We start from the raw sequence: 25,956 nt of genomic DNA, 5'->3' as shown, positions 1-25,956 counted from the left end.
CCGGGCAACATCTTGGAGACTTCCATGTCCAGCAGCCAGAACACACTCGTGCTCGTCGCGCGTATTCTTCTTTCTTTCATCTTCATCTATTCAGGCTTCGGTAAGCTGACCGACCCTGCTGGCACCGCTGGCATGATTTCCGGCGCTGGCCTTCCTGCCGCGACCGCTCTTGCCTATCTCGCTGGCGCTTTCGAATTGCTCACCGGCCTTGCCATTCTCGTTGGTTTCCAGACGAAGGTCGCTGCCTGGGCGCTCGCTGCATTCTGCGTGTTCACCGGCCTCGTCTTCCACAGTGGCACCGTTGCTGTTCCTGGCTGGCCAGATGCGGCTCTGGGCTGGATCAACACGCTGAACGGCATCATGCTGATGAAAAACATCACGCTGGCTGGCGCTTACATCCTGCTCGCAACCTTCGGTGCCGGTGCATACTCGCTTGATGCCCGCCGCGGTCTGGTTGCTGCGCGCGCCTGATTGAAGTGATCAAAAGAAAGGCCGCCGGAGCAATCCGGCGGCTTTTTTATTTCACGTAATCTTTCTCGTAACCGGGAAGATCATCGATATTGGATAACCAGTTCACTGCCGATCTGGTCCATATCTGAGCCTTCGGAACCAGCGCGTCGCGCTGATCGATGCTTCCCCAGCGAATTCCCCACTCCTTCGCATCCTCGCCTTCACCGCTGGTAAACAGTGGCGAGCCGCACGCCGGGCAGAAATGCTGGTTGCGCGGGAGGCCATTATCGCCCGTCTTGCGATAGACCTTCGGCCTATTCTCTCCGATTTTAAGAGCAGAACGCTTCACCGTCAGCGTCACGCGAAAGGGTGAGCCGGTCAGGCGCTGGCAATCCGTGCAATGGCAAATGCCGACGCGCCCGGGATCGGCCTCAGCCTCGAACTGGATGTGGCCGCACTGGCACTGGCCGGTAATCTGCATGATGAGCTCCTTCTCTTGGAGCCCATCATAAAGCAGCCGTTCGATAAGCCAAGAATTACAGCGCGGATTGAACCCGCGCAATGATATCGCTGACCACCGCATCACCCGCATGTTCCGGCTTGCGGGCGCGCACGAAGCAGGCTTCGGACCGCAGGATGATGCCATCGGTCAGAACCTTGAGATGGTTCGCGGTCAGCGTCGAGCCGGTGGAGGTTATGTCCACGATAATATCCGCCTGCCCTGCCGCCGGTGCGCCTTCGGTCGCGCCGAGGCTTTCGACGATACGGTAAAGTTGAATGCCATGCTGGCGGGAGAAGAACTGCTGCGTCAGCCGCCAATATTTGGTGGCGATGGCAAGGCGGCGGCCATGGCGGGCACGGAATTCGGAGGCAACATCGCCGAGATCGGCCATGCTGTCCACATCGAGCCAGATTTCCGGCACGGCGACAACGACATCCGCATGGCCGAAGCCCAGCCGCGCGCAGAACTCCACGCGGTTTTCGACATCGCTCAAATCTTCCCGCACTAGGTCTTCACCGGTCACGCCGAAATCCACGGTGCCGTTGCCGATTTCGCGGGCGATTTCGGAGGCCGAGAGATAGGCGATCTCGATATCGTCGCGCCCCTCGACACGGCCGCGATAGGAGCGGTCATTGCCGATGGCGAGAACCTTGAGGCCCGCGCTCTCCAGAATGGCGGAGGCGTCTTCCTTCATGCGGCCCTTAGAGGGCAAAGCGATGGTGATGGTCATGCCGTGGCCCTCATGGCTTCGATGCGATCCAGCCAGAGCGAGAAACCGACCGCCGGTATTTTGTCCTTTGCGCCGAGCAGCGTCATCAGCCGGTCAAACCGACCGCCGCCAGCCAGAACGGCACTTTCGCCTTCCACGCCGACTTCGAAAACGAGGCCGGTGTAATAATCCAGCGGACGCCCGAAGGCTGCACCATAGGTGATGGCATCGAGGTCAAGACCGCTATTGGCGAGCGCTGCCACGCGTGCGTCAAAAGCAGACAAGGCGCCATCCAGTTTCAGCTTCGCTTTATCGGCAAAATCGGAAAGCGTCTGAGACGCGTGCGACAACGGCGCTTGCAGGGACAGGAACTGTTTCAGCAGTTCAAAGCTCTCATCCGGCAGGCGTGTGGCGGCCAGCGCCAGCTTTTCGCGCAGGCGCCGGGCAATTTCCTGCGGCGCGCGGCTGGCATTGGTGGAGTAACCCGTGTCCTGCATGACGCTGTCGATATAATCAACCAGCACCTTTTCCTCGCCGGTGGCGAGCAGGCCCGCAACGCGCGCATCGAGCCCGGTCATCGGCTTGGGGCTGACGAGGCTTTGCAGCAATGCATCCAGCTGTACGGTATCGCCAAAGGCCTGCACCAGCCGCTTCTGCCAGCCTTGCGGCAGGCCGAGTGCGGCAACCACGGCCTCGAACACCTGCTGATCGCCCAGCGTGACCGTCAGCCTGCGGCCCGGCAGCAGCCGCTTCAAAATGGCGGTCGCATCGCTGATGGCGCGGGCATCGGCGCTGGCGATATCCGTATCGCCCAAGTCTTCGATGCCTGCCTGATAAAACTCGCTCGATCCGTCCCGACGCTGACGGAAAACCTCGCCCAGGTAGGAATAGCGCTTTGGCGTACCGGTTGCGGTTTCGATGTGGCGCAGGCAGACGGGAATGGTGAATTCCGGGCGCAGGCAAAGGCTTGCCCCCGTCTCACTCTCCGTCATGAAAATCCGGCGGCGCAGGTCTTCCCCGGCCATATCCAGAAACGGTTCGGCGGGCTGGATGACAGGCGTGTTGACCCGCGCCGTCTTTCGGGCGGCGAATTCATCCAGAAGCTCTGCGGAAAAATCTGGCATATCGATCAGAGGCATGGACGATCTCCTGCGTGGAGTGCGGGATACCCCCCTCTGCCCTGCCGGGCATCTCCCCCACAAGGAGGGAGATCGGCAAGACGTAAGCTCCTTGCCCCTCCCGCAGCGTTAAAGATGGCCGATACGGTGCTACGATTCGATCTCCCCACCTGTGGGGGAGATGCCCGGCAGGGCAGAGGGGGGCTGGCTGGGCTCATCGGTTCAGTTGCTCTCTGCCCGGCGGCGATCTTCGGCCTGTGCGGCCAGAATCTCTTTCACCTTCGTGACCAGTTCCGCTTCCGGCACCGTTTCCTGCGCCACGCGGGCCTCGCGCCATGCGGCGTTGTCCTCGATCTCGCCGGAGAGGCGCTTGCCTTCGATCAGGTCCTTGATCTGCACGACACCCTCGGCCCGCTCATCTCCACCCTGAATGATGGCAATGGGGGCGCCCATGCGGTCGGCGTATTTCAGCTGGTTGCCGAATTTCTTCCAGTTGCCCTGGTACATTTCCGCACGAATGCCTTCATTGCGCAGCGCTTGCGTGAAGCGCTGGTAACGCCCCATGCTCTCCACATCGCCATCCATGACGGTAATGAGAACCGGCGCGAGCGGCTTGACCTGACCGAGCTTGCCAAGGTTTTTTAGTGCCGTCATCAGGCGCGAAACACCGATGGAGAAACCCGTGGCAGGAACCGGCTGGCCCATGAAACGCGACACCAGACTGTCATAACGACCACCGCCCCCGACAGACCCGAAGACGACTTTTTCGCCTTTTTCGTTGGTGACGTCGAAGGTGAGCTCGGCTTCGTAGACGGGACCGGTGTAGTATTCGAGGCCTCGGACGCAGGACAAGTCAATCTTAATTCTATCTGTGCCGTAGCCAGCGGAACGAACAAGCGTATTGATGTCGAACAAAGTAAACAAAGAAGGAAAATCGACGGTCGCTCCCTCAACGGGATCAGATAGAAGTATCATTATTGGCAAAAGCCAATCCACCGCACCGGATTCAACCTGCTGCTCATCAAATATCGGCTTCCCATCTCTCCGAAAATCAGAGAAGAATTCAATGCGCGATTTGGGCCAGTTAATCGTCTGTTGGCCGATAGTAATTTTTAGTGGCTCGTCATTTTGACTAATTACGACTGGTTTGCCAAAGAGCCTGTATAATGACTTTGCTTGATCTTGAGATAAGCCAGCGCCCTTCGTGAAGTCTCCACTCTCGTCTTTACGACCAGAGGTCAACAGCTGGAATACACCTTCCCAACCGAACTTATCGAACTTATCCAGGCTTCTAAGAACGTTGAGCTTCTGAGAGTCGTTCACGCCAGCAGCTACTAGAACGGTATCCAATAGGGCACGACTATTCACCCGGATCACATAATCACCGCGCTTGATGCCCAAAGCTTCCAGCGTATCGGCCATCATCATGCACATCTCGGCATCGGCCTGCACGCCCGGTGCGCCGACGCTATCGGCATCGAACTGCATGAACTGGCGGAAGCGGCCGGGGCCGGGCTTTTCGTTGCGGAAGACGTAGCCGGCGCGGTAGGTGCGGAAGGGGAGCTGTATCTCGTTGAAATTCTCGGCGACGTGACGGGCAAGTGGAGCCGTGAGGTCGTAGCGCAGGCTCATCCACTGGTCGTCATCATCGGCCAGCGAAAACACGCCTTCGTTCGGACGGTCGCTATCGGGCAGGAATTTGCCGAGTGCATCGGTATATTCGAACAGCGGTGTCTCGATGGGATCGAAACCGTAGAGTTCGTAGACGCCACGGATTTTCTCGATCATCTCATTGGTGGCATGGATATCGGCAGCCGAACGATCCACGAAGCCGCGCGGCAGGCGGGCTTTCAGTTTCTGAGGCTTTTTTGCTTTTTCGCTCATGATGCCGGTCCAATTATCTCTTGAAATCAAGCCGGTGTATTAGAGGATGAAGCCTTGTGCGGCAAGGGCGTGGCCGGTGGGAATTGCTGGCATTGTTAAGGCGGACATGCTATCTGGGATACATGCATCCCACTCCACTGCCGGGAGGAGAGAACCATGAGCAAACAGACCGCCATCCGCCTGCCGGATGAAACCTATGAGCGCCTGAAGGCGCTTTCCGAGCGCACAGGCCGGACATCTGCCTATTACATCCGCGAGGCCATCGAAAAGCATATCGAGGATATGGAGGATTTGTATCTGGCTGAAGAGGCGACGCGGCGTCGGCTTGAGAACAACGAGCCCACCTACACTCTGGAAGAAGTGAAGCGCCGCCTTGGTCTGGACAATTGAGTTTCAGGAAAAGCCACTCAAGCAGCTTGAAAAGCTTGGCAAAACCAATGCAACGCGCATCATCTCTTATCTGACAGATCGGATTGCGCTCGATGAGGACCCACGAAGAAGTGGGATAGCCCTACGAGGTTCGGAACTCGGCAATTACTGGCGCTACCGCGTTGGCGATTACCGCATCCTCTGCGACATACAGGATCATAAGCTCGTGGTTCTCGTCATCGAAATCGGCCACCGCCGGGAAGTCTACCGCTGAATCATGATCCTCGAAGCCATCAACTACGCCGCGACCTATACCAAGACCCCGCGGGAATTTCGGCCTTATGTGCGTTATTCCGTCAATCTCTGGGCGCGGGCGAACCGTTGCAAAAAAGCATGGGCGGAGCATGAGGAGAATAGCCGCAATTTCATTCTGGGTGCCACTGCGAAACTGAGGCAGCGCCGCACGGCAGTCGTGCTAGGTTCCGGCCTTCTACGGGACGTGCCGCTCAAGCAGCTGGCATCGGCCTTCGATACCGTCGTCCTGGTCGATCTGGTGCATCTGGCCAGCATGCGCACGGCACTTTGGCGTCATGCCAAAAGCGTCGTCCTCAATTATCGCGATCTCTCCGGTTTCGATGCCTTGCAGGCAGGTAAAGAACCGGAGCCTTTGAGTTTTCTGCGGCAGGTGCCTTATCTCGATCTCGTCATTTCCGCCAATCTGCTGTCGCAGATCGGAACCGGCGTGCAAAACCGCCTTGAGAAAGAGCCTGCACACACGGCGCCGGAAGATGCCCTGCCCCGGCTTATTCAGGCTCATGTCGATGGCCTTTCTGGCCTGCCCTGCAAGGCTTGCCTTCTCACCGATACTGGCTTCGAGGTGATCGATAAGAACGGCGGGTTACGGCAGCAGGAAGACCTCTTGTATGGCGTGTCGGTGCCAAGCATCGCACGCGAATGGGACTGGCCGGTCGTGCCATTTGGCGAAGAAAGCCGGGATTATCAGATCATTCATAAGGTGATTGCCGCCGAGTTGACCTGATGCCCTTTTCCCGTCGCTTTTCAGCCGCTAGATATGCCTCATGCGCTTTGTTGTTCACATGCTGATGTTTCTGGCCTGGATGCTGTACGGTGCAATGCCCGCACAGGCAGCGATCAGCATGTCCATGCCGATGAGCAACGTGAAAGCCCATGCTACCGAGATGACGCATGGAGACCATGCCATGCCGGTTGCGCCGTCAGAAAATGTCGACAAGGGCGATCCCTGCCCGCATCGGGGAAGCATGACCCATGCGCCTTTCTGCGCAGCATGCCTGGTGCTGATCCCCGAACTGCGTTTTGCCGAAAAGGGACGCGCGCCGCTTGGCTACCCTAAGCCCGAATTGCAGCGGGCTTTTATCGGCAATGTTCCGGCTCCGCCGCTGCCCCCTCCCCGCGCCTGACAGGTACAGACGACCATCCATTCAAAGATTCTGTCAGACACAGGAAGGATAATCCATGTCTATCAAAACCATGTCCATAACCGCAGCTTTTGTCGCTGCACTCATCATTCCCGCCCATGCGCAGGACGCTGGCAGCCATGCGGGCCACACCATGTCCAAGGGTGCGGCATCCGAAAACGCCTCGACACAGGCTTTCATGGAAGCCAGTAAGAAAATGCATGAGGATATGTCGGCAAAATACACCGGCGATGCCGATGTGGATTTCGTGCGCGGCATGATCCCGCACCATCAGGGCGCTATCGATATGGCCAAGGTGGAATTGCAATATGGCAAGGACCCGGAAATCCGCAAACTGGCGCAAGAGGTGATCAAAGCGCAGGAAGCGGAAATTGCCATGATGAAAGAGTGGCTGAAATCAAAGGGCCACTAAAGGAAGACTTCGGAGGGGCGGCCTATGGCTGCCTCTCCACCGTAATCGTGTAATTGGCACCCAAACCACGGCGCGAGGCGCTGAGGACGAGGATGGGACGGATCAGCCATTCCGTGTCTGCCTTGGGCGTCAGCAGTGCCGTGTTGTTGCCCGCATCGCTGAAGAAGATTGCGTCGTCCTCGGGCTTGGCAAAATCGAAGATGGCCATGACCACGAATTCGCTTCGGCTGGCCAGTGTGACCTTCAGCTTCTCTCCGGCCTTGACCTTGAGGCGGTATACATCGCCGCGTCCCTGTCGCGTCCAGCCATTCAGCACCAGCGGGCCCGTGGCTGGCATGGCCGCAGGCTTCAGCGTCTCGCCATCATCCAGCCAGATGCCATCGACATTGCGGCCTTCGGCATGGGCTGGAGCCACCGCCGATAGCGCCAGCAGGAATGCCAGAAGAATTTGGGGAAACCGGGTCATGGGCGTAAAAACTCCAGCCTTTGCGTTTCGATACGCGGGCGGCAATGGCAACCTTCGATATGGTCGTTGACCATGCCCATGGCCTGCATGAAGGCGTAAATGGTAGTGGGCCCGACAAAGGTCCAGCCGCGCTTCTTCAGGTCTTTCGACAGCCGCGTGGAGGCGGGCGTGATGGGGTTGGCGCGCAGGGTTGCGTAATCGAAGACCGGCGGGCGCTCTTCCGGCTTCGGCTCGAAGCTCCAGAAATAGCGGGCGAGCGAGCCGAACTCATCGCGCATCTCGATGGCACGGCGAGCATTGTTGATAGTGGAAACGATCTTTCCGCGATGGCGGATGATGCCCTTGTCGGCGACGCAGCGCTCGACATCCGCCTCACCGAAATCTGCCACCTTTTCAAAATCGAAACCGCAGAAAGCGGCGCGAAACGCCTCGCGCTTGCGTAGCACCGTCAGCCAGGAGAGGCCGGACTGAAAGCCCTCAAGACAAATCTTTTCGAAGAGGCGCGTGTCGTTCTTGACCGGACGTCCCCATTCTTCATCGTGATAGAGCGCATAATCCGCCAGCCCCTGCTGCCAGGAACAGCGGATGAGGCCGTCTTCACCCGTCGAAAGTCCGGTTTCACTCATGGCGCCCATGCTCTTTTCCATCGTCTGCCGGTGATTACCATTGATTCACTCTGTTTCAAAACCGTGCGCTAACCTTATTAAAAGGTTTCGTCCAAATCGCGGCTTTTCATGAACGGCCATTTACCATTCGCTGTCTCGGAGGTGCGAACGTGACGCTTATGTTCCGGTGTCATGTAGAGAGTCCACCCGATGTCGATGAAACCCGTTTTTATGGCGCTGAGCCTTGTCTGCGCCTTCTCCATGCCAGCCCTTGCCAATGATCGTTACCGCGAGCGCCCGCCTGTCGTGGTCAGCCCCGACCTGACGGCTCCGTGGGTGGTGCAGTTGGGTGGCGGGCAGGTTCGCCCCGTGGTTTATCCGCAGCGTCCTGCGCGTCCGTCGCTGTTTCAGCGACCCGTTGCACAGCCGCGTGCGCAGGCCGTGGCAGCAAGACCGAATACGCCAAACATGCGCATCGACCCGCAGTTTTTGCCGCAGATGGTACAGTATCAGGGCAAGGAAGCGCCGGGCACAATCGTCATCGATACGCCAAACCGATTCCTTTATCTGGTCATGGCAGATGGAAAAGCGCGCCGCTACGGCGTTGGCGTCGGCAAGCCGGGCTTCGAATGGGCCGGTACGCATAAGATCACCCGCAAGAAAGAATGGCCAAGCTGGACGCCGCCGCAGGAAATGATCACCCGCGAAGCCGCCAAGGGTCACTACCTGCCTGCCTTCATGGAAGGCGGCCCGGCCAACCCGATGGGCGCGCGTGCCATGTATCTCGGCTCCACGCTTTATCGCATTCACGGCACCAACCAGCCATGGACCATCGGCAGCAACAATTCGTCGGGCTGCATCCGCATGCGCAATGAAGATGTGACCGATCTTTACGAGCGCGTGAATGTCGGCACGAAGGTCATAGTGATCTGATAGCAACGCTGAAGTCATTCTTCACGCCGGAGAGTTGTGAAACGGACTGAACGTGCTTGCCGGATGGCTGAAATGCGTTAAGTTCCGAGCATAAACTTTGGCGGGGGACGTCAAGGGGCCGGAAGCGCTTTAAAGCTGCAAGCCGGATATTAAAAAACGGGCGGGTCAAACCGCCCGTTTTTTATTTTAATGCTTCAATCCCGTCCGGTTTCTTGCCGCCATAAGCCCAGTCCAGCAATTGCACGGTGTGCAGAATGGGCATGGCGGTGCCGCTGGCGATCTGCGTGATACAGCCGATATTGCCGGTGGCGATGATATCGGCCTTCGTCGCCTTAATGTTCTTCACCTTTCGGGCCTTCAACTGCGCCGAAATTTCTGGCTGCAGAATATTGTAGGTGCCCGCCGAACCACAACAGAGATGCCCTTCCGCCGGATCACGCACCACAAAGCCTGCCGCCTTCAGCAGCAGTTTCGGTGACATGGTGATCTTCTGGCCATGCTGCATGGAACAGGCGGAATGATAGGCGACCGTCAAACCGTTACGCTCCAGCGGCGGCAAGTCGAGATCGGCGAGATACTCGGTGATGTCCTTCACCAGTGCCGAGACCTTTTGCGCCTTGTCTGCATAGGCGGCATCCAGCCGCAGCATATGGCCGTAGTCCTTGATGGTGGTGCCACAGCCCGAAGCGGTGATGATGATGGCATCCAGACCGCCGCGTTCGATCTCACGCATCCACACATCGACATTGCGCCGCGCCGAGGCCAGCGCCTGCTCCTCACGGCCCATATGGTGCACCAGCGCCCCGCAACAGCCCTCGCCTTCCGGCAAAACGACTTCGATGCCAAGCCGGGTCAGAAGCCGAATCGTCGCGTCGTTGATCTCAGGGTCGAGTACGGGCTGAGCACAGCCGGTGAGGATGGCAACACGTCCACGCTTTTCGGCCTGCGGGACGTGAGTGCCGGGGTTGGCGAAGGTCGATGGTGCGGGAGTGGTTTTCGGGGCCAGATCGAGCATTGATGCCAAGGGCCGCAGCGCTTTGGTCTTGCTAAACACGGACGCGAAGGGTTGGCCGAGGCGGGCAAGTTTCAGTGCGGTCCGGAAACGTTTGGGATAGGGCAGCACGAAGGCCAGGAGATTGCGGATCAGCCTATCCATGATGGGCCGCCGATAGGTTTTTTCAATGTGAATGCGGGCGTGATCGACCAGATGCATATAGTCCACACCGGAGGGACAGGTGGTCACGCAGGCCAGACAGGACAGACAGCGATCAATATGCGTCACCACCTGGGCATCCGCCGGGCGGTCGTTCTCCAGCATGTCCTTGATGAGATAGATGCGCCCGCGCGGGCTATCCAGCTCGTTGCCCAGCGTCACATAGGTGGGACAGGTGGCCGTGCAGAACCCGCAATGCACGCATTTACGCAGAATTTTTTCGGATTCGGCAACGTTGGGATCGGTGAGTTGCTGGGGGGTGAAGGAGGTTTGCATTAGGTGAGACCTCTTTCGACGTCGGCGGGTGCCGCCACCCCCTCTGCCCTGCCGGGCATCTCCCCCACAAGGGGGGAGATAACCTGCGGCGACCCTCCAGCTTTATTCGACGTATCGGATAAATTGGTGTCGGTGCGGCCTGCTTCTCTCCCCCCTTGTGGGGGAGATGCCGGCAGGCAGAGGGGGTTTCTCAGCGCTTCGACCATCACGATATTCCCATCTTCCCCGGATTGAAAATCCCCGCCGGATCGAGTTTTGCCTTGATGCGCTTAGAAAGTTCGTGTTCAGCAATCAAAAGTGGCTCGAAGCCTGCGAGGCCATAGCGAGACGCGGGCAACGCCCGTATCAAAGTCGAATGGCCACCACCCAAGGCTCTGATCTGGCGGCTGATCAGATCCGCCTCTGGATCATATTCCATCTGCATCCAGACCAACCCGCCCTGCCAGTCATAAAACGCATCGATACCCGCTTCCAGCCGCAACGCCGCCACCAGCTTGTGGCCTTGCGAGGGCGCGACGGACACGCGCCAGAGCGGTTTTGCGGGATTGGTCGCATAGGGCGTCACATCGCGGATGTCCCGCCACAGCGCCTTGCTTTCGTCCTCACCGAGAAACACCGAAGGACCGAGTGCGGACAGGATGGTCTGCAATTTCTGCGACCGCGCCTTGACCGAAGCGCCAAGCCCTTCCAGCCGCAGCACGGTTGCCGCGCCATCGGGCAGCGATCCGCTCACGAAGCGTGACTTCACGCTCTCCGGCAGATGCGCGGCACCGGATACCTCGACACTGGTCGCCATGGCAGCAGCCATGGCGTGGGTTGAGGCTTCGTCTTCAAGGCCGGAAATGACCAGTGTGGTTTGCGCAGGCGGCACCGGCAGAACGCGGAAGGTGACTTCGGTGAGAAAACCGAGTGTTCCGTATGAGCCCGCCAACAGCTTCACCAGATCGAGCCCGGTGACATTTTTCATCACTCGCCCGCCTGCCTTAATCGCCTCTCCCTGACCATTGACGAAGTGAATGCCGAGCAGGCTGTCGCGCGCGGCACCGGCCACGAAACGTCGCGGGCCGGACACATTGGCGGCGAAGATACCGCCGATGGTCGGCTCACCCGCTGTACCCATCACCGCGCGGTGGTCCATCGGCTCAAAAGCCATCATCTGGTCGGCCGCTGACAAAGCCGCCTCCACCTCTGCCACGGGCGTTCCGGCTTTGACAGTCATGACCATTTCAGCGGGGTTATAGGCCACGATGCCAGTGATTGCGCGGGATGACAGCGCCGCCTCGGCCTCGACGCGGTTGCCAAAGCCGGAGCGCGTGTTGCCGCCAAAGATTGCCAACGCCCGGCGTGCCTCCGCATGGTCACGGATGATATCGGCAGCTTCGATTTCACTGGTGGGCAGAAGCATGTCCATCATGACCCAGGCCGTCCATCCAGCGGGAAGACCTTTGACGGGTTCAATATCCAGCCCTCATCGAAGGCAGAGCGAACTGCCATTTGCTGCGCCAGATCGGCGTCGGAATATTGGTGGCGCATCAGGTCGCGCTTTTCGATACCGACGCCGTGTTCTCCCGTCAGGCAACCGCCCGCATCGACGCAGAGGCGCAGGATTTGGTTGCCTGCTTCCTCGGCTTTCGCGGCCTCTTCCGGATCATTGGCATTGAATAGAATGAGCGGGTGCATGTTGCCATCGCCCGCATGGAAGACATTGGCGACGCGCAGCCCGAGATTATCAACTATTTCGCCGGTTTTTTGCAGCACGTAAGACAGTTGGCTGAGCGGCACCGTGCCATCCATGCAGATATAATCCGAAATGCGGCCTGTTGCGCCAAAGGCGGACTTGCGGCCTTTCCAGATCGCGGCGGCTTCCATGGCGGATTGGCATTCGCGCACGGTCTTCACACCATGTTTGCGGGCAATGGCGACGATATCCGCCAGCATGGCGTCCATTTCGTCTTCCGACCCCTCCACCTCGACAATCAGCAGCGCACCGACATCCAGCGGATATCCGGCCTTGGCAAAGGCCTCGCAAATCTCGATGGCCGGTTTGTCCATGAATTCGATAGCGACGGGAATGATGCCCGCGCCGATGATATCGGCCACGCAGGAGCCCGCTTCTTCAGAAGTTTCGAAACCGAAGAGAACCGGTCGTGCGCCTTCCGGCTTTGCGATCAGCCGCACCGTGGCTTCCGTTACGATACCAAGCTGGCCTTCCGAACCGCAGACGAGGCCCAGCAGATCGTAACCGCTGGCGTCCAGATGCTTGCCGCCCAGTTCCAGCACCGTGCCATCCACCAGCACCATTTTCACGCCCAGCAGATTGTTGGTCGTCACACCGTATTTCAGGCAATGCGCGCCGCCGGAATTCATGCCGATATTGCCGCCGATGGTGCAGGCAAGCTGCGAACTCGGGTCCGGCGCATAAAAGAAGCCTTGCGGTCCAGCGACATCGGAAATCGAAAGATTCGTCACGCCCGCCTGCACCGTGGCAGTGCGGTTGAACAGGTCCAGCTCCAGAATCTGCGACATCTTGGAGAGGCCGATGACAACGGCATCTTCCTGCGGAATGGCACCACCTGACAACGAAGTGCCCGCCCCGCGCGGCACGATGGGAATGCCGTAGCGATGACAATATTTCATGACAGCAGCCACCTGCGCCGTCGTCTTTGGCAGGGCGACGGCGAGCGGCACCCTGCGATAGGAAATGAAAGCGTCCGTTTCAAACGGAACCAGCTCTCTCGCCTCATGCACCAGACATTCCGGCGGCAGGAGATCGGCGAGGTCCGCGACGATCCTCGCGCGGTTGTCGAGCACCGAGGAGCGCGGTTTCAGAAACTCTATGGTTTGCGACATGGTTGCTCCACAGGCCTCCTCCTTGCGATGCAGAGCTTTGAGTTTACGGGCCTTTATGGCTTGGACGCAAGTCGCGCAAATGCTAGAGATTGTTTCCAAAATGGAAAGAATTGGCGCAGACCGATGACAAATCTGGGTGATCTGGAAGTTTTTGCCAGCGTTGCCGCCTCCGGCAGCATGTCACATGCAGCAAAAGAACTCGGCTATTCCCCCGCCGTCATTTCCAAACGCATCAAACGGCTGGAAGAGAGGCTTGGCGCCCGGCTCTTTCAACGCACGACGCGCCAGATTTCTTTGACGGAAGCAGGCCACGGTTTCCATCAGCGGATTTTGGCCGTGCTGGAAGGGCTGGAGGAGGCTGAGGATTTCGTCTCCGGTCGTTCCAACACACTGAATGGAACGCTGAAGGTCTCGGCGTCCACCTCCTTCGGGCGCATGCATGTGGCACCGCATCTCAAGGGCTTCATGGATCGCCATCCCGGCCTGTCGATCAATCTGGTGCTGAGCGATGAATTCATCGATATCGTCGCCGGTGGATACGATCTGGCAATCCGCATTGCCGATTTGTCGGATTCCAGCCTTGTGGCGAAGCGCCTGGCGCCGGTGCGGCGCGTTTTGTGTGCATCGCAAAATTATATCGCCGAACACGGCATGCCGCAGACAATCGAAGAGTTGAAGCAGCACCGCTGCCTGCCCGCGCACAACAACGACCTCTGGCGACTGGAAGGCCCGGACGGTCCGATCAGCCTGCGACCAGAGGGCATGTTGATTACCAATTCCAGCGAAGTCATCCGCGAAGCGGTCATCTCCGGTCTCGGCATTGCCCTGCGCTCCACATGGGATATCGGCGCGGAGCTGAAATCGGGCGCGCTGGTGCAGGTTTTGCCCGCCTATGAAAGCTCGAAAAGCGTCGCGCTTTCCGCCGTTTATTCCAGTCGCCGCTTCCTTCCGGCCAAAGTGCGGCTGTTCATCGATTACGTCACGGAGCTCTATGGCCCCATTCCCTATTGGGATCACATTTAATCAATTTTATCGCCTGTTGATGGAACTTTTTCCGCAGGGCACCATTTTTATGAGGTTATTTGGAAATTTTTACTACGATGGGACGCTATGATTACCACGAGCGAAACTGAACGCTATCCCCGGATAGCACTCATATCGACGCATGGCTACGTAGCCGCACAGCCGCCACTCGGCGCAGCAGATACCGGCGGACAGGTTGTTTATGTCCTGGAACTCGCCAAAAAACTGGGCCAACTCGGATATACCGTCGATCTCTATACCCGGCAGTTCGAAGACCAGCCTGCGTTTGACGAGGTCGATGAGCGCGTGCGCGTCGTGCGCATTCCCTGCGGTGGCAAGGACTTCATTCCAAAGGAATATCTGCACCGCCATTTGATGGAATGGTGCGAGAACGCATTGCGGTTCATCAAGAAAGAGAACCTCAACTACTCCTTCATCAACAGCCATTACTGGGATGCGGGCGTAGCCGGTCAGCGTCTGTCCGAAGCGCTGAAAGTACCGCATCTGCACACGCCACACTCCATCGGCATCTGGAAAAAGCGCCAGATGGAAACGGATTATCCCGAAAAGGCCGATACGTTCGAACTGGAGTTTAACTTCAAGGAACGCATTCAGCATGAGCTGATCATCTATCGCAGCTGCGATATGGTGATTGCGACGACGCCGGTGCAGCTGGACGTGCTGATCGAAGATTACGGCCTCAAGCGCAAACACATTCACATGATCCCGCCGGGTTATGATGACAATCGTTTCTTCCCCGTGTCCGAAGGCTCCCGCCAGATGCTGCGGCAGCGCTTCGGCTTCGAGGGCAAGACGGTGCTGGCGCTGGGTCGTCTGGCCACCAACAAGGGCTACGATCTGCTGATTGATGGCTTCTCCGTGTTGGCCGAACGCGAGCCGGAAGCGCGCCTGCATCTTGCCGTTGGCGGCGAGAATATGGATGAGCAGGAAACGACGATCCTCAACCAGTTGAAGGATCGGGTGAAGTCTCTGAAGCTTGAAGACAAGGTCATCTTCTCCGGTTACGTCGCGGACGAAGACCTGCCGGATATCTACCGCGCGGCAGACCTTTTCGTGCTTTCCAGCCGCTACGAACCCTTCGGCATGACCGCCATCGAAGCCATGGCCAGCGGCACGCCGACAGTCGTCACCATCCACGGTGGCCTGTTCCGCGCCGTCAGCTATGGTCGTCATGCGCTGTTTGCCGATCCTTTCGACAAGGAAGATCTCGGCATCACCATGATGAAGCCGTTCAAGCACGAGCGGCTCTATGGTCGCCTGTCGCGCATGGGTGCCCACAAAGCCCGCAGCCTGTTCACATGGACAGGCATCGCACAACAGCTTCTGGCCGTTGTCGAAGGACGCCCGATGATGCCGGTGCTGGAAGAGTCCGATTGGGCTGAACCATGGAATGATGGCGATTGAAACAGGTTCGCTTATTCTCGACCGATCTGGACGGGACCGTTGTCGGCAATGATGCCGCGACGTCCCGTTTCCGTGACTTCTGGCAGTCTCTGCCTGAGGAAACGCGCCCGCTTCTAGTGTTCAACAGCGGGCGGCTTCTGGATGACCAGTTCGAATTAATGGAGCAAGTGCCCCTTCCCGCGCCTGATTATGTCATCGGAGGCGTGGGCACCATGCTGTCCTGCCGCGACCAGCCTTCCTTGCGACAGGCCTATACGGCCTCTCTCGGCAAAGCTTTCGATACCGACAAAATCCTGTCTCTTGTCTCCGACTTTCCCGGCACCAGCATCCAGCCTGCGCGCTATCAGCACGGGCTGAAATCCAGCTGGTATCTGCATGATGCCAGCGAGGCAGATCTGCTCGATATCGAAAAGCGCCTTGCCGAAAACGATATCGATGCCCGCATCGTTTATTCCAGCAATCGCGATCTTGATATCCTGCCCCGCGCTGCGGATAAAGGCGCGGCTATCACATGGCTCTGCGATCATCTCGAACTCGGTCTGGACGAGGTGGTGGTTGCCGGTGATACGGGCAATGACCGCGCCATGTTCGAACTGCCGGGCGTACGGGGTATCGCCGTTTCCAACGCGCTGCCAGAGCTGAAGGCGCTCGCAAAAGATCGTGATAATATTTTTTCCGCCCTTGAAGCTGAGGCAGATGGCGTTATATCGGGCGTGAGATACTGGATGTCTCTGTAGAGACACAAAAGTCCGATCACATAAAATATGTGCTCAACATCAAAAATGCTTGGTGCTTGCCGCCGGGCGCATTGACGTTGGCCCGCCACAGCCGGACAATTGAGAGAATCATAACATATCATGCGCTACGCTATGGTATTGGCCCCCATATGGTCACTATATTAGCCGTATCGTATATTTCTGCATTGAACGTTGAAGGAATGACACTGAGTTGAACATTATCACCCGATTGGCAAATGATGTCTGCCTGATGTTGAGGCGCCCGCCGCGTCAGCAATATGCAGCTATTTGCTATCGCCGCAAAAAGAAGACGGGCGAAACCGAAGTCCTGCTGCTGACAAGCCGGGACACGGGACGCTGGGTCATTCCAAAGGGCTGGCCGATGGATGGCAAGAAAGCCCATGCGGTTGCCCAGCAGGAAGCCTTTGAAGAAGCTGGCGTTCGGGGCAATGTCGACAAAGAGCATTTCGGCTTTTTCGATTACGAGAAAAAGCTGCGCAATGGCGTGAAAGTCATGTGCCGGGTGCAGGTGCATCTGCTCGAGGTGGTCGATCTGGTGAAGAACTTCCCGGAGCGGGAAAGCCGCAAACTGGAATGGGTGTCGCCGGAAGAGGCGTCGCGTCGTGTCAACGAGCCAGAACTGAAAGAACTTTTCCTTTGCTTCGGCAGGCAAATGGCGCAAACGCAACACCAGCCTGACGCAAAAACCGTAAATTTGTAGAATCACACCCACCGCCGCTCCTGCGCCTGCAAATGCGGTATATGCCGCAGCCGAAAGCAGATAGATGGCGCAACCACCCCGCAACCGCATAAAGCCGACGCTTGACAAGGATCTGGATAAGCAGACGCTTGTCGAGGAGGCGAGCTATCATCTGACACGCGGCATGACGGCGCCAGGCATCGGCCTGCTTTTCCTCATCATGTCGGCGCTTTTTGCCAGCGCCTTCGTCATCGGCCAGCCGGGTGGAAGCCTTGTGCTCGCCGCCGCCATCATCGGCGCCTACATGGCCATGAATATCGGCGCGAAGGATGTCGCCAACAATGTCGGGCCAGCGGTAGGTGCCAAGGCTTTGCCGCTTACGGCTGCGCTCCTAATCGGTGCTATATGCGAGGTTCTGGGCGCGGTCATCACCGGCGGCAACGTGGTCGAGACGATTTCCAGCGGCATCATCAACATCCGCACCATTCCCGATAGCAACATCTTTGCATGGGCCATGCTGTCGGCGCTCATCACCGCCGCCTTGCTGGTCAACCTGTCGAACTATCTCAAGGCCCCCGTTTCCACGACGCACACCGTCGTCGGCGGTGTCGCGGGCGCAGGCACGGCTGCCTATGGTTTTGCCGCAGTTGACTGGTTCTCGCTGGGTCGCATTGCGATGACATGGGTTGCCACACCCTTCATCAGCGCCTTCTTCGCCACACTGCTTCTCGCCTTCATCAACCGGTTCATCATCAATCAGAGCGACAAGATCGCCGCTGCACGGACATGGGTTCCCGTGCTGATCGGCATCATGAGCGGCGTCTTTACTGCCTATCTCATCTGGGTCGGGCTGCATCAGGTCGTCACCATCTCCTTTGCGACGGCGCTGATATCGGGCCTCGCTGTCGGCCTTTTGGGCTGGCGGCTGTGCATTCCGCTGATCGACAGACAGTCGCACGGGCTGGAAAACCGCAATCAGTCCCTTCGGACATTGTTCCAGTGGCCTCTCATTCTTGCTGCCGCGTTGATGTCCTTTGCCCATGGCGCCAATGACGTGTCCAACGCCATCGGGCCTGTTGTCGCCATCGTCCGCGCCACGCAGGGCGTCATCATCGGTGAAACGGCGCGGGCTCCGCAATGGGTGATGCTGATTGGCGCATTCGGCCTGTCCTGCGGCATTCTGCTGTTCGGGCCGCGCCTGATCAAGCTGGTGGGTGAGCAGATCACCAAGCTCAACCCCATGCGCGCCTTTTGCGTCTCCGTTTCCACTGCGCTCACCGTGCTGGTCGCATCCCGCTTCGGCATGCCCGTTTCCACCACCCACACCGCAATCGGCGCGGTCTTCGGCGTCGGCTTTTTCCGTGAGTGGTATATGCAGAATGCCCGGCGACGGCTGGAACCGGCCCGCGTGGAGACACCCGGCGAAGCGAATGACGACGACAATGAGAACTCCTCGGAAATCCGCCGCCGTTATCTGGTGCGCCGCTCGCATTTCATGACCATCGTTGCGGCGTGGATCATCACCGTTCCCACCAGCGCGACACTGGCGGCGGCGTTTTACGGAATCATGTATATTCTTTTCATCTAAGCCTGCTGATAGCCATTTATCCCAAACGCAAAGAGACCCATGCGCGCCAACTTTAGAATGCAACGGCTTTTCGTCAGCCAGCCTCTCAATGCCGGTGAGGCTTTCGAGGCAACCAGCGACCAGTTCAATTATCTCGCCAATGTCCTGCGCATGGCTGATGGCACGGACATTCTGGTCTTTAACGGTCGCGATGGTGAGTGGAGAGCGCAGCTTTCCTACCCCACTCGTAAGAAAATCCAGCTGACGGCCATTGAGCAGACCCGCCCGCAGCCTGCGACGCCCGACCTCCACTATCTGTTTGCGCCGCTTAAAGTCGGCCGCATGGATTATCTGGTGCAGAAGGCGGTGGAGATGGGCGCGGGCCTGCTTCAGCCGGTCATGACGCAACATGTGCAGGGCAAGATCACCAATCTCGACAAGCTGCGCGCAAACGTAACGGAAGCTGCTGAACAATGCGGCATTCTGGCCGTCCCCGAGGTGATGGAGCCGGTCAAACTCAAAGACCTCCTGGAAACATGGCCCGAGACCCGTCGCATCATTTATTGTGATGAGGGCGACGAAGGGCAAAATCCACTGCCCATCCTCAACCGTATAGAGGAAAAGAAGATCGCTCTGCTGGTTGGGCCGGAGGGCGGCTTTTCGGAAGAGGAACGGCACTTGCTGCGCAACCATCGCCGCGTCACACCGATTCCGTTGGGGCCGCGTATCTTGCGGGCGGATACGGCAGCCGTTGCGGCGCTGGCCGTCATTCAGGCAAGTCTGGGCGACTGGAAATAGTGGACTACGAGGCACGGCCATGGCGCAAAACAAACGCGCTTCACCATGCTTAAAAGAAATTCATTTGCGTGTGGCGGTGCCGCGCCCTATCAGCGAATTCAAAAGCCTCCGAGGCGACATCGACAAGGTAATTCCATGGCCCGCGACACGACCGACCAGACACCCATTTCCTCCGTACAGGAATTGACAGATTATCTGGCGGGTGGGTGCAGACCGGCGGAGAAATTCCGCATCGGCACAGAGCACGAGAAATTTGCTTTCTTCAAGGATGACAACACGCCGGTTCCCTATTTCGGTGACGCCAGCATCTCCGCGCTCCTAAACGGCATGCAGGAAAAGCTCGGCTGGGAGCAGATCATCGACGAAGGCAACATCATCGGTCTCGGTGAAGCCAACGGCATGGGCGCGATCTCCATCGAGCCGGGCGGCCAGTTCGAACTCTCCGGCGCACCGCTGGAAAACCTGCATGAGACCTGCAAGGAATCCAACCGGCATCTGGCGACGTTGCGCGAGATTGCCGAACCCATGGGCATTCGTTTCCTCGGCATTGGCGGCAGCCCGCTCTGGACCTACGACGAAACGCCGCAAATGCCGAAATCCCGCTACGCCATCATGACCCGCTACATGCCCAAGGTCGGCACGCAGGGTCTGGATATGATGTACCGCACCTGCACCATTCAGGTGAATCTCGACTTTTCATCCGAAGAAGACATGCGCCGCAAGATGCGCGTTTCGATGAAGCTGCAATCGCTCGCCACTGCCCTGTTCGCCTCCTCACCCTTTACCGAAGGCAAGCCGAATGGCCTGTTGTCTTGGCGCGGCGATATCTGGCGCGACACCGACAACCGCCGCTCCGGTACCCTGCCCTTTACCTTCAAGCCGGATTTCGGTTTCAAGGATTATGTCGAGTGGGCGCTGGATGTGCCGATGTATTTCATCGTGCGCGATGGCAAATATCGCGACTGTACCGACATCACCTTCCGCCAGTTCATGGGCGGTGCATTGAAGGGCCAGATTGCCGAATGGCAGCCCAATCTGGGCGACTGGACCAACCATCTCTCGACCCTCTTCCCTGATGTTCGCCTGAAGCGGTTCCTCGAAATGCGCGGCGCAGATGGCGGCCCATGGCGTCGCATCTGTGCCCTGCCCGCCTTCTGGGTCGGCCTGCTCTATGATGACAGCGCGCTTAGCGCCGCTGACGAACTGACGGCAGACTGGACCTTCGAAGATGTCATCACCATGCGCGACACAGTTCCTGTTCAGGGGCTGAAAGCCAAGGTCGCTGGCCGCGATCTCTTGGACGTCGCGCGCGAAACCGTCTCGATTTCCCGTGATGGCCTGCGCAACCGCAAGCGTCTTAACGAAGACGGGCAGGACGAAAGCGTGTTTCTGAACCCGCTGGATGAGGTTCTGGCGAAGAAGGCGACGTTGGCCGAAGATTTGCTGGCGCTCTATAATGGCCGCTGGAACCAGTCCGTTCTGCCGATTTTCGAAGAATACCAATACTGATCCGCAGGCATAAAAAAGCCCGGTGCGGCTTGGGACCGAACACCGGGCAAAAGGCAGGGCTTATTGGCAAATCACCCTGCGGGGAAATTGTTTGAGGCGGTGGCTTACAACGCCTTTGCCGCGGCCATTCTGGCACAGCGGGCAAGCTGCGTTGTTGGATCGTCCGTAAGCCTCAAATTGAGCGCAGTCCTGACATCGTTCCGGGTCAGGCCGATATCTGCCAGTTGATGGTCATCCATCTCCATAAGGCGATTGGCCTCCATGCGATTGGCGATGCGGCGCAGAAACGTCACGAAACCTTTGCGCACCGACTCCACGACCTGCTGCCCGGAAGCTGCACGCGGTGCGATCAAACCCAGTTCCATTCTCCGTTCTGCCGTGCGCATGATACTATCCCTTCATTTAGGCACGATGCGGCACTGCCTTCACACCCATGCGTGAAAGCCGCCAGTTCGGTCATCGGCGGATGACCATTTGGTTATTTGATGTTTCGAGCGTCAAAATGTCGCAAGACCATTGATCAGTCCAACGAATGTTTCTAATGTCAGTCATCAATCATTCTTATGGGTGACCGCCATGTCCGCACCTCTCGACATAGATCAGCTGCACACCTTCATCGCCATCGTCGATTCCGGCAGCTTCACCAAAGCCGCCGACCGGGTTTTCAAGACGCAATCGGCCGTTTCAATGCAGATGCGACGGTTGGAAGAACGCTTGGGAAAACAGTTGTTTGCGAAGGATGGACGCGGCAACCGGCTAACTGCGGAAGGCGAAAAGCTGATGCATTACGCCCGCCGTATCATCCGCCTTAACAACGAAGCCGTCGCCGCCTTTGATGACAACAGGCTGGAAGGGACGCTGCGTATCGGTACCCCTGATGATTACGCCGACCGCTACATGCCAGAGATCATCGGTCGTTTTGCCAAGACGCATCCAAATGTCGAGCTTTATATCGTCTGTGAGCCATCCGTAAGCCTCGCGGAGAAAATGGCGCGCGGCGAACTGGATATCGCGCTCGTCACCCACAACCCGCGCGCGCGCACCTCGGATATCGTTCGCACCGAACCTCTCTGCTGGGTGGCCTCTGCCAACCATCCGTTGCGCGACGACGTGCCGGTGCCGCTGGCGGTCGGACGACGTGATTGCCACTGGCGGCAACTGGCCGCCTCGGCTCTCGATGCCGATGGCCGCGATTATCAGGTTCTGTTTACAAGCTGGTCGTCCACCGTCATCGCCGCCGCTGTGCTGGCTGGCATGGCCGTTTCGGTGCTGCCGGAATCGACGCTGCGAACCGGCATGAAGGTGCTGACATCGGCAGACGGCTTCCCACCGTTGCCGCCGGTTCAGATAGGCCTGATGAAGCGCCCCGGCCTGTCACCATCGCTTATCAATGCCATTACCGACCATATCACCGCGTGTCTGGACAACATTTCGCTGGCATCACCGCCGGATGAGCTGGATGCGGAGATCAAGTCGTTTCCGAAGCTGGCACGGGTGCGGACGGGGCAGTTGGCTCCGGGGTGGTGATGGTTTTTTGGCGGCTAGATAGTAGGTAACTCCGGGCGTGGCTTCACCCCCCTCTGTCCTGCCGGACATCTCCCCCTCAAGGGGGGAGATCGACTCGTGGTTAGCTCTCGGCCATCTTGAACGTTTAAGATTGGGCAGGGGGTGCGCGCCCAGCCAATCTCCCCACCTGAGGGGGAGATGTCCGGCAGGACAGAGGGGGGTAAACCACACCCTCCGCGCGATCATAAACATCCATCCTCAATGCCAAAAGCATCAAAGACTGATGGAAATCACCCCAAATTCTTCCGAAAGAAATCCACCGTCCGGCTCCACGCCAGATCAGCAGCCTTCTTGTCATACCGCGCACTCGACGTATCATTATTGAACGCGTGGTTGACGCCGTCATAAACGAAGATTTCAAACGTCTTGCCATTCGCTTCCAGCGCCTTGCGATAGCCGTCGATGCCCGCATTGATGCGGTCATCCAAACCACCATAATGCAAAAGCAGCGGTGCCTTGATGGCGGGAACGTCTTCTGCCGGGGGCTGGGCGCCGTAATAGGCGACGCCAGCATTCAGACCTGCTGACTTAGTAGCCAAACGATTGACGAGACCGCCGCCCCAGCAGAAGCCGACAGCGCCGACCTTGCCGTTGGCACCCTGCCGTTTGGACAGCCACACGCGCGTCGCCTCCGCATCGGCAATGGTCGCATTCATATCCAGACCGCTGAACATCTCACGCGCCTTGTCTTCGTCGGTTGGCGTGCCGCCTTGTGGCGACAGAAAATCGGGGGCGAGTGCGACGAAACCTTCCAGCGCCATTCGGCGGGCGACATCGCGGATATGTTCGTTGAGGCCACGGTTTTCGTGGATGACGATGACGGAGCCGAGCGGCGCAGACGCGTTCTTGGGCGTGACGAGATAGCCCTTCATCTCACCCTTTGCGCCGGGATAGGTCACGTTTTCCGCCGTCAGACGGTCATCTGTTTCCGGTACGATGGCCGCCTGCGCACCGCTTGCAGCCAGCAAAGGCGCAATGGCCGCAGCAGCAGCGCCGGAGCCTGCCAGCAGCGACAGCTTTTCCATGAATTTGCGGCGGTCGAGGCTGAGATGGGTGTACTCATCATAGGCATCGATCATTGCCTGCGTAATCTTTGGCTTGTCGGTCATCATCTTCTCCCATGTGAACGGCCACAGGCAAGACTAGCCTAAACGAAAGCAAAGGGATGCAGGGCTACGGGATCGGCAAAACAATTTTTCGCGATCCCGCAGCAAGCGCCGAGGCCTATTCCAGCGCCAACCAGATGGCCAGCCAGCCCCACATCAGCACCAGTGCAGCAAAGCTGATGCCGAAGGCTGGCGCGCGGTAACGCAGCCTGTTGCTTGTCACATGCACATAGGAATGGGCGTAACGGGCGATGACGAATATCCAGCCCAGAATGATGGTGGCGATGTTGTCCGCATCGGTGATGTAGAGCAGCAGGCAGGCCGCATAAAACAGCACGGGAATTTCGAACTGGTTGGCGATGTTCCTGTTCACCAGCTGGCTTTGAACCGCCTCTTCACCGGCATCGCGAAAGCGCTTGAAAGCGTCCTTGTCGGTGAATGTAAACTTCTTGCGGCGAATGAAGAGCAGGACATAAAGACCGAAAACCAGAAAAGCGTGGGCAATCATGGGCCAGAACATTGCGGTTGTCGGTGACATGTCTCATCCTTTCAGCAAAACGCTCTCCGAACGGGTCTGTTCGGAGAGCGTGTATCTATTGGCATGTTCCGTATCTGGACGAAAGATCAAACTGCGCCGGGGTAGTTCGGGCTTTCGCGGGTGATCGTCACGTCATGGGCGTGGCTTTCGCGCAGGCCAGCACCTGAGATGCGAACGAAAGTGGCGCGCTCCTGGAAGTCCTTGATGGTGCCGCCGCCGACATAACCCATGGCAGCCTTGAGGCCGCCAGCCAACTGGTGCAGCACGCCGGAGACCGGGCCCTTGTATGGAACCTGGCCTTCAATGCCTTCAGGAACGAGCTTCAGCGTGTCGCGCACTTCCGCCTGGAAGTAGCGGTCTGCCGAGCCGCGCGCCATGGCGCCGACGGAACCCATGCCGCGGTAAGCCTTGAAGGAACGGCCCTGATAGAGGAACACTTCGCCCGGGCTTTCATCCGTACCCGCCAGCAGCGAGCCGATCATGACGGCGGATGCACCGGCGGCAATGGCCTTGGCCAGATCGCCCGAGAACTTGATGCCGCCATCGGCTATGACAGGAATATCAGCCGCCTGCGCTGCCTCAACCGCCGACATGATGGCGGCAAGCTGTGGCACGCCGACGCCGGCGACGATACGCGTTGTGCAGATCGAGCCCGGGCCGATACCGACCTTGACCGCATCCGCACCGGCATCGATCAGCGCCTTGGTGCCATCAGCCGTGGCCACGTTACCAGCGATGATGCGAACCGAATTCGACATCTTCTTCACGTGCGTGACGGCATCGAGAACGCGCTGGGAGTGACCATGGGCGGTATCGACCACCAGCAGGTCAACGCCAGCTTCGATCAGGCGCTCTGCCCGCTCGATGGCATCTGCACCGACGCTGATGGCGGCGGCGGCACGAAGACGGCCCTGCGCATCCTTCGTGGCATTCGGGTTGAGCTGCGACTTTTCGATATCCTTGACGGTGATGAGGCCGACGCAATTGCCCTTGCCGTCGACAACAACAAGCTTTTCGATGCGGTGCTTGTGCAGAAGGCGACGCGCTTCCTGCTGGTCGACGCTGCTTTCCTTGACGGTCACGAGGTTCTCGCGGGTCATCAGCTCGTAGATCTTCTGGGCAGGATCGGAGGCGAAACGCACATCGCGGTTGGTCAGAATACCGACGAGGCGACCCGTCTTGTGGCCGCCAGAACCGCCGTTCTCAACAACCGGAATGCCCGAAATGTGGTAGGTCTTCATCAGTGCCTGGGCTTCGGCAAGCGTAGCATCCGGGCCGATGGTGACAGGGTTGACGACCATGCCGCTTTCGAACTTCTTGACCTGGCGAACTTCTTCGGCCTGCTCAATGGGTGTCAGGTTGCGGTGGATGACGCCAATGCCGCCAGCCTGCGCCATGGCGATTGCGAGGCGACCTTCGGTCACCGTATCCATGGCAGAAGACAGGATCGGCAGGTTAAGCTCGATATCGCGGGCAATGCGTGTGGAAATATTCGTCTGGCCGGGCATGACTTCGGAGTGCCCCGGCTGAAGAAGCACATCGTCGAATGTCAGAGCGTCGAGACCTGTCGGGGTTTGTATAATGCGTGCCATGGCCAAATTCCTATTTTGAAAATGCATGACCGACCCGGAACGAAAAGTTCACCCCGGCGCCCTGCAAAGGATTGCTTGGAAGTTGGCGAGGGCTGGTAACACGTTCATGACAGGAAGGGAATAGAAAAAACCCGGAAACGAAGTCCGGGTC

28 protein-coding genes are annotated in these 25,956 nt (G+C 58.4%); 15 read left to right on the top strand and 13 right to left on the bottom strand.

Annotation, left to right across the window (positions count from 1 at the left end; all coding sequences use genetic code 11):
- Window positions 1-24: 24 nt before the first annotated feature.
- Window positions 25-471: a DoxX family protein gene (locus tag AC27VJ_RS02745; protein ID WP_353577001.1), complete on the top strand. Its 447-nt coding sequence runs from the start codon at window positions 25-27 to the stop codon at window positions 469-471.
- A 46-nt stretch (window positions 472-517) separates the two neighbouring features.
- Here the strand turns inward: AC27VJ_RS02745 and AC27VJ_RS02740 are convergent, their stop codons facing one another.
- The 4 genes from AC27VJ_RS02740 to AC27VJ_RS02725 all read right to left on the bottom strand — a co-directional run bounded on the left by AC27VJ_RS02740 (window position 518) and on the right by AC27VJ_RS02725 (window position 4,663).
- Window positions 518-931: a GFA family protein gene (locus tag AC27VJ_RS02740; protein ID WP_488682707.1), complete on the bottom strand. Its 414-nt coding sequence runs from the start codon at window positions 929-931 to the stop codon at window positions 518-520.
- Window positions 932-986: 55 nt separating this feature from the next.
- Window positions 987-1,682, bottom strand: a complete 696-nt coding sequence (gene hisG / locus AC27VJ_RS02735; RefSeq protein WP_488682706.1) for an ATP phosphoribosyltransferase — start codon at window positions 1,680-1,682, stop codon at window positions 987-989.
- Complete coding sequence (locus tag AC27VJ_RS02730; RefSeq protein WP_488682705.1) at window positions 1,679-2,800, bottom strand: ATP phosphoribosyltransferase regulatory subunit; 1,122 nt, start codon at window positions 2,798-2,800, stop codon at window positions 1,679-1,681. The genes hisG and AC27VJ_RS02730 overlap by 4 nt, the downstream gene beginning before the upstream one ends.
- Before the next feature lie 201 nt (window positions 2,801-3,001).
- Entirely contained in the window at window positions 3,002-4,663 is a 1,662-nt protein-coding gene (locus AC27VJ_RS02725) for a histidine--tRNA ligase (RefSeq protein WP_488682704.1), read from the bottom strand.
- 156 nt (window positions 4,664-4,819) lie between these two features.
- On the opposite strand from AC27VJ_RS02725, the gene relB reads away from it, so the two are divergent.
- From relB to copM, 5 genes are read left to right on the top strand one after another with little or no spacing between them, the layout of a single operon-like run.
- Complete coding sequence (relB, locus tag AC27VJ_RS02720; protein WP_353576995.1) at window positions 4,820-5,053, top strand: type II toxin-antitoxin system RelB family antitoxin; 234 nt, start codon at window positions 4,820-4,822, stop codon at window positions 5,051-5,053.
- Window positions 5,037-5,306, top strand: coding sequence for a type II toxin-antitoxin system RelE family toxin (locus AC27VJ_RS02715; RefSeq protein WP_488682703.1), 270 nt, complete (start codon window positions 5,037-5,039; stop codon window positions 5,304-5,306). The genes relB and AC27VJ_RS02715 overlap by 17 nt, the downstream gene beginning before the upstream one ends.
- Before the next feature lie 3 nt (window positions 5,307-5,309).
- A complete protein-coding gene (locus tag AC27VJ_RS02710; protein ID WP_488682702.1) occupies window positions 5,310-6,071 on the top strand; it encodes a hypothetical protein in 762 nt (253 codons plus the stop codon).
- 40 nt (window positions 6,072-6,111) lie between these two features.
- Window positions 6,112-6,471 carry a hypothetical protein gene (locus AC27VJ_RS02705; protein WP_488682701.1) on the top strand — a complete coding sequence of 120 codons (360 nt, stop codon included), beginning with the start codon at window positions 6,112-6,114 and terminating at the stop codon, window positions 6,469-6,471.
- 55 nt (window positions 6,472-6,526) lie between these two features.
- The gene (copM, locus tag AC27VJ_RS02700; protein WP_488682700.1) at window positions 6,527-6,901 is read left to right on the top strand and encodes a CopM family metallochaperone; all 375 of its coding nucleotides are present in this window, start codon (window positions 6,527-6,529) and stop codon (window positions 6,899-6,901) included.
- Between the two features lie 22 nt (window positions 6,902-6,923).
- Here copM and AC27VJ_RS02695 read toward each other — a convergent pair whose 3' ends face one another.
- Together AC27VJ_RS02695 and AC27VJ_RS02690 are read right to left on the bottom strand one after the other, a co-directional pair.
- Window positions 6,924-7,367 carry a hypothetical protein gene (locus AC27VJ_RS02695; RefSeq protein ID WP_488682699.1) on the bottom strand — a complete coding sequence of 148 codons (444 nt, stop codon included), beginning with the start codon at window positions 7,365-7,367 and terminating at the stop codon, window positions 6,924-6,926.
- A complete protein-coding gene (locus AC27VJ_RS02690; RefSeq protein ID WP_488683170.1) occupies window positions 7,364-7,993 on the bottom strand; it encodes a DNA-3-methyladenine glycosylase I in 630 nt (209 codons plus the stop codon). The genes AC27VJ_RS02695 and AC27VJ_RS02690 overlap by 4 nt, the downstream gene beginning before the upstream one ends.
- 189 nt (window positions 7,994-8,182) lie before the next feature.
- Here AC27VJ_RS02690 and AC27VJ_RS02685 point away from each other — a divergent pair, with 189 nt between their 5' ends.
- Window positions 8,183-8,905, top strand: coding sequence for a L,D-transpeptidase (locus tag AC27VJ_RS02685; protein ID WP_488682698.1), 723 nt, complete (start codon window positions 8,183-8,185; stop codon window positions 8,903-8,905).
- Window positions 8,906-9,086: 181 nt separating this feature from the next.
- Here AC27VJ_RS02685 and glcF read toward each other — a convergent pair whose 3' ends face one another.
- The 3 genes from glcF to AC27VJ_RS02670 form a co-directional block, all read right to left on the bottom strand.
- Window positions 9,087-10,394 carry a glycolate oxidase subunit GlcF gene (gene glcF / locus AC27VJ_RS02680; RefSeq protein ID WP_488682697.1) on the bottom strand — a complete coding sequence of 436 codons (1,308 nt, stop codon included), beginning with the start codon at window positions 10,392-10,394 and terminating at the stop codon, window positions 9,087-9,089.
- 205 nt (window positions 10,395-10,599) lie between these two features.
- Entirely contained in the window at window positions 10,600-11,799 is a 1,200-nt protein-coding gene (locus AC27VJ_RS02675) for an FAD-binding protein (protein ID WP_488683169.1), read from the bottom strand.
- A gap of 5 nt (window positions 11,800-11,804) precedes the next feature.
- Complete coding sequence (locus AC27VJ_RS02670) at window positions 11,805-13,244, bottom strand: FAD-binding oxidoreductase (RefSeq protein ID WP_488682696.1); 1,440 nt, start codon at window positions 13,242-13,244, stop codon at window positions 11,805-11,807.
- A 123-nt stretch (window positions 13,245-13,367) separates the two neighbouring features.
- On the opposite strand from AC27VJ_RS02670, the gene AC27VJ_RS02665 reads away from it, so the two are divergent.
- From AC27VJ_RS02665 to AC27VJ_RS02635, 7 genes are all read left to right on the top strand, one after another.
- Window positions 13,368-14,267: a LysR family transcriptional regulator gene (locus tag AC27VJ_RS02665; protein ID WP_488682695.1), complete on the top strand. Its 900-nt coding sequence runs from the start codon at window positions 13,368-13,370 to the stop codon at window positions 14,265-14,267.
- An 87-nt stretch (window positions 14,268-14,354) separates the two neighbouring features.
- The gene (locus tag AC27VJ_RS02660) at window positions 14,355-15,692 is read left to right on the top strand and encodes a glycosyltransferase family 4 protein (protein WP_488682694.1); all 1,338 of its coding nucleotides are present in this window, start codon (window positions 14,355-14,357) and stop codon (window positions 15,690-15,692) included.
- Complete coding sequence (locus tag AC27VJ_RS02655; RefSeq protein ID WP_488682693.1) at window positions 15,689-16,429, top strand: HAD-IIB family hydrolase; 741 nt, start codon at window positions 15,689-15,691, stop codon at window positions 16,427-16,429. The genes AC27VJ_RS02660 and AC27VJ_RS02655 overlap by 4 nt, the downstream gene beginning before the upstream one ends.
- Window positions 16,430-16,640: 211 nt before the next feature.
- Window positions 16,641-17,150, top strand: coding sequence for an NUDIX hydrolase (locus AC27VJ_RS02650; RefSeq protein WP_488682692.1), 510 nt, complete (start codon window positions 16,641-16,643; stop codon window positions 17,148-17,150).
- Window positions 17,151-17,214: 64 nt separating this feature from the next.
- Entirely contained in the window at window positions 17,215-18,717 is a 1,503-nt protein-coding gene (locus tag AC27VJ_RS02645) for an inorganic phosphate transporter (RefSeq protein WP_488682691.1), read from the top strand.
- A 39-nt stretch (window positions 18,718-18,756) separates the two neighbouring features.
- Window positions 18,757-19,494: a 16S rRNA (uracil(1498)-N(3))-methyltransferase gene (locus tag AC27VJ_RS02640; protein WP_488682690.1), complete on the top strand. Its 738-nt coding sequence runs from the start codon at window positions 18,757-18,759 to the stop codon at window positions 19,492-19,494.
- A 135-nt stretch (window positions 19,495-19,629) separates the two neighbouring features.
- Complete coding sequence (locus AC27VJ_RS02635; RefSeq protein WP_488682689.1) at window positions 19,630-21,003, top strand: glutamate--cysteine ligase; 1,374 nt, start codon at window positions 19,630-19,632, stop codon at window positions 21,001-21,003.
- A gap of 104 nt (window positions 21,004-21,107) precedes the next feature.
- Here AC27VJ_RS02635 and AC27VJ_RS02630 read toward each other — a convergent pair whose 3' ends face one another.
- On the bottom strand, window positions 21,108-21,389 hold the full coding sequence (locus tag AC27VJ_RS02630) for a YjiS-like domain-containing protein (protein WP_488682688.1): 282 nt from the start codon (window positions 21,387-21,389) through the stop codon (window positions 21,108-21,110).
- Between the two features lie 190 nt (window positions 21,390-21,579).
- Between AC27VJ_RS02630 and AC27VJ_RS02625 the strand changes: the two genes are divergently transcribed.
- Complete coding sequence (locus AC27VJ_RS02625; RefSeq protein WP_353576976.1) at window positions 21,580-22,530, top strand: LysR substrate-binding domain-containing protein; 951 nt, start codon at window positions 21,580-21,582, stop codon at window positions 22,528-22,530.
- A gap of 269 nt (window positions 22,531-22,799) precedes the next feature.
- Here the strand turns inward: AC27VJ_RS02625 and AC27VJ_RS02620 are convergent, their stop codons facing one another.
- The 3 genes from AC27VJ_RS02620 to guaB all read right to left on the bottom strand — a co-directional run bounded on the left by AC27VJ_RS02620 (window position 22,800) and on the right by guaB (window position 25,805).
- Window positions 22,800-23,678, bottom strand: a complete 879-nt coding sequence (locus AC27VJ_RS02620) for a dienelactone hydrolase family protein (protein WP_488682687.1) — start codon at window positions 23,676-23,678, stop codon at window positions 22,800-22,802.
- A gap of 115 nt (window positions 23,679-23,793) precedes the next feature.
- Window positions 23,794-24,195: an MAPEG family protein gene (locus AC27VJ_RS02615; RefSeq protein WP_488683168.1), complete on the bottom strand. Its 402-nt coding sequence runs from the start codon at window positions 24,193-24,195 to the stop codon at window positions 23,794-23,796.
- 104 nt (window positions 24,196-24,299) lie between these two features.
- Window positions 24,300-25,805: an IMP dehydrogenase gene (guaB, locus tag AC27VJ_RS02610; protein WP_113089781.1), complete on the bottom strand. Its 1,506-nt coding sequence runs from the start codon at window positions 25,803-25,805 to the stop codon at window positions 24,300-24,302.
- Window positions 25,806-25,956 lie beyond the last annotated feature (151 nt).

It is taken from the genome of Agrobacterium sp. 20P9.1.2 (genome assembly GCF_057799395.1).
Note: the sequence above shows the minus strand (reverse complement) of the source record. Positions and strands in the feature narration are given on the sequence as shown.